The organism is Ideonella azotifigens (assembly GCF_006519715.1).
GTDB classification, from domain to species: Bacteria; Pseudomonadota; Gammaproteobacteria; order Burkholderiales; family Burkholderiaceae_C; genus Ideonella; species Ideonella azotifigens.
This window is the reverse complement of sequence record NZ_VIDT01000492.1, coordinates 1-4,285: the sequence shown is the minus strand read 5'-3', so window position 1 is coordinate 4,285 and position 4,285 is coordinate 1. Positions and strand designations below refer to the sequence as shown.

The following is a 4,285-nucleotide window of genomic DNA, read 5'->3' as shown; positions in this document are numbered from 1 at the left end:
ACCCCCGCCGTCAGACTGGCCCGGCCTGCCACTGGCCGGCACGCTGAAACTGGGCGGCGAGCACAAGGGCTTCGAGGCCTATGCGCCTTACCAAGGCTACAAGCGCCGCGGTTGGAAAGGCCTGAGCTGGGAGGGCGAACTGCACTGGCTGTTCGAGGGTGGCCACCAACTGGACCTGGGCCTGTCGCGCGGCGCCAGTGACGCACCGGGGGATGCGGTGGATTACCAGGTCGCCAAGCGTGCGCAATTCGGCGGTTCGCTGCGCCTGTCCGAGCGCCAGCGCATGTCGCTGTCGTTCAGCCGGACCGATGCGCGCTACCGCGGCACCGAGTTCCCGCTCGGCTTTGTGCTGAACCGCGACGACCGGCTCGATTCCGCCGACCTCGGCTGGCGCTACGACCTGGCGCGCAACTGGCAGCTGGGCGTCAACCTCGGCTGGGCCCGCCGCCAGTCCACGCTGCCGTTTGCCGCCTTCACGCGGCGCATGAACTCGCTGACGCTGACGGCGAACCTGTAGCGCCGCTTTCCGTCAGACCGCGCCGCGCGACGCCAGGTCTGCGTCGCTCGTGTCGTCCGCGTCCAACTGCGCCAGCGCCTGCCAGTGCTCGCGGGCCAACTGCAGCAACAACACGGCGGCCAGCACCGGCACGGCGTAGAAGAAGGGCGCGCTCGACGACTGCAGCGTCGCCTCGGTCTGGCCCAGCCAGCCGGCCAGCGTGTCCAGGTGGTTGCGTGCCACCATCAGCAGCAGCAAGGGCGCAAACCATTTGCCCCAGCGCGCCAGCACCGGATGCGACTCGCGCAGCACCATGCCGCCGGCCAACAGGAACAGCGCCGAGCCAATGAAGATCAGCGAGTAGAAGATCTGCGCGATTGGGAGTGCCGCGCCCAGCAGCGCCTGGTTGGCGAACAGCGGCACCCACAGCAGGTTCACCGCCGCCAGGCCCAGCGCCAGCTTGCGAGCGCGGCCGGAGGCATGGTGGTCGGAGAAGCCTGCCGGGTCGCTGGCGCGGCGCTGCGTGAAGGGCAGCAGCGAGATGAAGAGCAGGCCGAAGAAGGCGTCGATCAGCATGGTCTTGGGATAGCCCACGCTTTCGATGGCAATGCCCTGCCAGGTCGCGCTGTACGAGATGGTCAGGTTGAACATCGCCATGTAGGCGGTGAACTGGGTGCCGGCCACGCGCGGGTTGGTCACGTCCATGTAGAGCGCGGTGGCGGCGCTGTACATCAGGCCCTGGAACACGCCGTAGGACAAGACGGCGGCCCAGTAGGCGTTGATCAGGAACGGCGTGACCGTGGGCCGGCTCGCCGAGCCTTCCGCCATCGGCATGATCCAGCCATGCTGCTGCAGGATGGCCATCATCACCAGCACCGGCAGGCTCATCAGCGCGATGTAGATGCCCAGCGAGCGGCGGCGACCCCAGCGGTCGGAGATGTAGCCGCCCAGCAGGTTGCCGCCCGCGCCGCAGATGGTGGAGAGCATGTTCAGCCAGGCGATCTGGTCGTCGTTCATGCCCAGCTCGACAGCCAGGTTGCTCTGCAGCGCCAGGCCCAGGCACATCGCGCCTGGCGGCAGCAGCGACATCGCCAGCCCGGCGAATGCCCCGCGCGTGCCGAGGAAGGAGCGGAAGGCAGTGACAGAGAAGTCGCGCATCTCGGCGAACGCCGCGGCCATGGCCGAGCCTGCGGCCTTGATGCGGGCCGGGCTGGCGGCTTCCTTCAGCGGCAGCACGACCAGCGCGGTGACGGCCAGGATGCAGGCCGAGACGAAGAAGAAGGTGGACTGGAAGCCGAAGTAGCCGGCCAGGAACAGCGAGCCGCTGCCGCCGATCATCTGGCCCACGTTGGCGCCGGCGAACATCATGCCGTTGGCCGTGCCGCGCTCGTTTTCCTTCAGCGTGTTGACGGCAAGCGCGTCAATGGCCACGTCCTGCATCGCCGCGAAGGTGTTGTGCACCAGCAGGATGATGGTGAACAGCGCCAGCTGGTCCGGCAGCTTCAGCGCCAGCAGCGACAGCAGCGTGCCCACCATGATCAGCTGCGTGCCCAGGATCCAGCCGCGCCGCCGTCCCAGGCGCTCGGACGCGAACACGTCGATGATGGGACCGAAGGCCCACTTGAAGGCCCAGGGCAGGTAGAACGAGCCAACGAAGGCGCCGATCTCGGCCGGCCCCACGCCTTGCCGCCGCAACTGCGTGGCCACCGCGGTGGCCGCAAAACCGAGCGGAATGCCCTCGGTCATGTAGAGGAAGAAAAACGCGGCCAGGCGGCCGCGGGAGGTGGCGAAGAGATTGGGCAGGCGCATGGGGAGCCGGGGTGAGCAACGGGCGACGCGACTCTACCCGCAATCGCCGTGCCGGCAGGCCAGGGTCGGCCCGTGGTGGACAGGCCGCGGACAGCCCAATCCAGCGGCGATCAGCGCTCGGTGAACTCGCGCATGAACCACTCCTTGAGCATCTGCTTCTCATAGCGCAGCGGGTCGGTGGCGCCGGCCAGGCGGGCGTTGGACAGGTAGTCGGTGTCGATCAGCCGCACCTCGCCGCTGCGCAGGCCCACGCCGTTGGCGTCGCTCAGCTGGTAGCGCAGCTCGATGCGCGGCCAGGTGTGCGAACGCAGCACGCGGATCATTTCCTGCCGCGGGCCGACCGGCTCCAACTGACCGGCCAGATCCACGTCGATCACGTTGATGACCAGCCGGCGGTCGCCCAGCAGCTTGTCGCCCAATGTGCGCAGGTAGTCGCCCAGCGGCTTCTCGACATCGGCATTGAAGCCATTGGCATCGCGCACGTCGCTCATCGCGCGCGGGTCCGGGAAATAGGCCTCGACCACGCCGGCCTGGGCCAGTGTGAACCAGGCACCGCAGGCCAGGCCGAGCAGGGCGGCGCGAACGGGCCGGGCGGGGGAGCGGGAGTGCGCAGGCGACATGGCGAATCCTTTGTACAGCGGCAAGGTCTGGGAGCAAGGCGCGGGCCGGCTGTTGGGGGCATGGCGCGGCCAGTGTTGGCAACGCGCGAGCATCATGCGGGGTTGTCTTCGTCCGGCACTTCATCGACCCATGCGCCCATCAGGGTGTAGGTGATGGCCAGCACCACCGGGCCGAGGAAGATGCCGATCAGGCCGAAGGCGATCAGGCCGCCGACCACGCCGGTGAAGATCAGCAGCAGCGGCAGGTCTGCGCCCTTGCGGATCAGCCAGGGCCGCAGCACGTTGTCCAGCGTGCCGACCAGCAGCGACCAGACGAACAGCGCAATGGCCCAGCCGGTGTGGCCCTTCCAGAACAGCCAGCCGCAGGCCAGCAGCAGCACCGGGAACGGGCCGATCTGGGCAATGGTCAGCACGAACATGATGGTCGTCAGCAGCGACACGCCTGGCACGCCGGCCACCAGCAGCCCCAGCCCGCCCAGCAGCGCCTGCGCCACCGCGGTGATGACAACGCCCAGTGCCACGCCGCGCACCGACATCGCGGCCAGTTGCACCATTTCCACGCCGCGCGGCCCGGCCAGCCGGCGCGCGAAGCGGCGGCACAGGTCGGCTGCCGATTCGGCATGTGCGTACAGCACGCCGCAGATCAGCATGGTCATCAGGAACTGCAGGCCGATCATGCCCAGTGCACCGGCCTCGGACAGGATGTTGCGCGCCATGCTGCCGGCATACGGGCTGAGCTTGGCCAGCAGCGCACTGGCGCCGGCCTCGGCGGATTCGCGCCACAGCTGGGCCAGCCGGGCGCCCACCACCGGCAGCTCGGCCACCCAGTCCGGCGGCGCGGCCAGCTTGTCCAGCGGCAGTGAGCGCACCCACTCGACCGCCTCGTCCGCGTGGTCCACCAGCGTGACCAGCGCCGCGGTGATGGGCACGAAAAACAACAGCAGCAGGGCGACCAGCATCAGCGCGACCGCGAGGGTGCGCCGGCCCTTGAGCCGCGCTTCAAGCCGCACCATCAGCGGCCAGGTCGAGACGACGATCATCGTGGCCCAGATCAGCGGCGCGATGAAGGGCCGCAGCACCCAGACCCCGGTGGCGATCAAGGCCAGCAGCGCCAGGATGGACAGCAGTTGGCGCGGCAGATCCGAAGAGCGGTGAGCAGGCATGGCGGCGGCAGTCGTTGCAGACGCCGCAGTATCGGCCAAGCGCAAGCCCCCGCATCTGCCGGCGGCAACGGAAGGCCGCCATGAAGGCGGCCTCGGGTTCAGGCTGCGCGACAGCGCGCGGTCAGAAGCTCTCCCAATCGTCGCCGGGGCCCGAAGGTGCGGCCGGCGGCGGTGCGGCAGGGCGCGGCGCGGCGGGT

4 protein-coding genes are annotated in these 4,285 nt (G+C 69.1%); 1 reads left to right on the top strand and 3 read right to left on the bottom strand.

Annotation, left to right across the window (positions count from 1 at the left end; translation table 11 throughout):
- Positions 1–517: hypothetical protein (locus FKP22_RS32505; protein WP_170201020.1), on the top strand; the 517-nt coding region annotated here is incomplete at its 5' end.
- Positions 518–529: 12 nt separating this feature from the next.
- On the opposite strand, the gene FKP22_RS22615 is transcribed toward FKP22_RS32505, so the two are convergent.
- From FKP22_RS22615 to ydiK, 3 genes are all read right to left on the bottom strand, one after another.
- Positions 530–2,305 (bottom strand): MFS transporter, encoded by a 1,776-nt coding sequence (locus tag FKP22_RS22615; protein ID WP_141289936.1) that lies wholly within the window; start codon positions 2,303–2,305, stop codon positions 530–532.
- 110 nt (positions 2,306–2,415) lie between these two features.
- Positions 2,416–2,925 carry a DUF3016 domain-containing protein gene (locus FKP22_RS22610; protein WP_170201019.1) on the bottom strand — a complete coding sequence of 170 codons (510 nt, stop codon included), beginning with the start codon at positions 2,923–2,925 and terminating at the stop codon, positions 2,416–2,418.
- Between the two features lie 92 nt (positions 2,926–3,017).
- On the bottom strand, positions 3,018–4,088 hold the full coding sequence (gene ydiK, locus FKP22_RS22605) for an AI-2E family transporter YdiK (RefSeq protein ID WP_141289934.1): 1,071 nt from the start codon (positions 4,086–4,088) through the stop codon (positions 3,018–3,020).
- Positions 4,089–4,285 lie beyond the last annotated feature (197 nt).

Excerpts from the sequence above, each read along its gene's own strand:
- FKP22_RS22615 (WP_141289936.1), bottom strand. The coding sequence starts at position 2,305 with ATGCGCCTGCCCAATCTCTTCGCCACCTCCCGCGGCCGCCTGGCCGCG.
- FKP22_RS22610 (WP_170201019.1), bottom strand. The coding sequence starts at position 2,925 with ATGTCGCCTGCGCACTCCCGCTCCCCCGCCCGGCCCGTTCGCGCCGCC.
- ydiK (WP_141289934.1), bottom strand. The coding sequence starts at position 4,088 with ATGCCTGCTCACCGCTCTTCGGATCTGCCGCGCCAACTGCTGTCCATC.